This is a genomic window from Polaribacter sp. (assembly GCF_965660385.1).
Taxonomy (GTDB): domain Bacteria; phylum Bacteroidota; class Bacteroidia; order Flavobacteriales; family Flavobacteriaceae; genus Polaribacter.
Window position 1 is genome coordinate 1 of record NZ_CBFHZT010000133.1, and the last position, 1,534, is coordinate 1,534.

Sequence of the window (1,534 nt, forward strand, 5' to 3'; positions counted from 1 at the left end):
GGTTATATTCTACCGGATAAAACAAGTTTTTCATTATTTTTATCAGGTTGATTTATCTTCTTTAAAGCAATGTCTAATGGATTTTGAATCTCCATTAAATCTTTTCTTTTTACATGAGTATAAATCATAGTTGTTTCTGGTTTTGAATGACCTAATAGAGATTGTATATACCTGATATCAACACCATTTTCTAATAAATGTGTTGCATAACTGTGTCTTAACGTGTGTGGGGATACAGTTTTAGTTATTCCAGCTTTTAAACAACTCTTTTTTAAGAATTGTCTAACAGTTTCGGCACTATATTTACCTCCTTTTTGTCCTTCAACAAAAAATATTTTAGGCTTATATGAGTAATAGTAATTTGATAAAAGTGGCAAAAAACTTTCTGCTAAACTTACGTAACGATCTTTTCTGCCTTTTCCGTTTTTTATAATTAATTGTTTTCTCTCAATGAAAAAATCAGCTAACTTTAAATTAATTAACTCACTTATTCTTAGTCCACAAGAATAGATTAATGCAATGATTGCTCTATGTTTTAAATTTTGTGTTGCAGCAATTATTTGTAACACTTCTTCTTGAGATAAAATATTGGGTAATTTTCTTGATTTTTTAGGACGCTCTAGTACCAATTCATTAATTTTAGTGTTTGGATAAAAAACAATAAATATTTTTAATGCACTAATAAATTGTCTTTGAGAACTAATAGAATAATTTCGTTCTATAAATACTTTTTCAATAAAAAGCTCAACATTTCTATGGGTAAGTTCCTCTAATGGAGTTTGTGAATTAAAATTTACAAAATCAGCAATAAAAAATGAATAAGTCTGAATAGTACTTTGGCTATATCTTTTGCCTTTTAAATATAGGTAAAAATTGTTTAATAGTTTTTTTTGATCTAAGGTTAAGTTCCGTTTAAAAACCTCTTTTTTAATTATTTTATTGGTATTTACAATTGTAATGTTTTTAAAAGTTTGCATTACTAGTAAAAGATTTTCTTTAGTGTATTCTATATACCAACATTTTAAAGATTTACTCCAATATGTGTTTTTAATATTTCTAACCATTCCAATTAAAATTTCATTGTAAGTGAATTTTATAAGTAATTGGTTTTTTTTACGATGAACCTTTTGTTCTAAAAAAATTTCAGGATAGTTTTTCAAAGTGATTCTTTTTTAAATAGCATTTAAATATAATAATTTTACGTGAAACTTTTAAATATATAATCATTTTTATTGAAAATTAATAATCTATTCAATAATTCATATAAGTAAAAGATTTAATGAAATAACATTTAATAAAAGTGTCTTAATTGAATTTTAAAAATATTGGTTTTAGAAAGTTTCTCACTACTAGGCTAAAATATTTAATTTTTTTTTGGTTTTTTACTACGGATTTCATCTTTTTTAGAATCAACTTCAAATTAGAAGAGGCAACCTATATAAATAAAGAAATTAAGTAAACCCAAAGTAGCATAATTAATCTCTTATTTATTTTAGATATAATAATACATTTCAAAGCATAATTGTTTTTATCT

At 23.7% G+C, this 1,534-nt stretch carries 1 protein-coding gene; it reads right to left on the reverse strand.

Going from position 1 to position 1,534, the window contains the following annotated elements:
* Positions 1–2: 2 nt before the first annotated feature.
* Positions 3–1,160 carry a site-specific tyrosine recombinase/integron integrase gene (gene xerA, locus ACTG3V_RS15565; protein ID WP_439133087.1) on the reverse strand — a complete coding sequence of 386 codons (1,158 nt, stop codon included), beginning with the start codon at positions 1,158–1,160 and terminating at the stop codon, positions 3–5.
* Positions 1,161–1,534 lie beyond the last annotated feature (374 nt).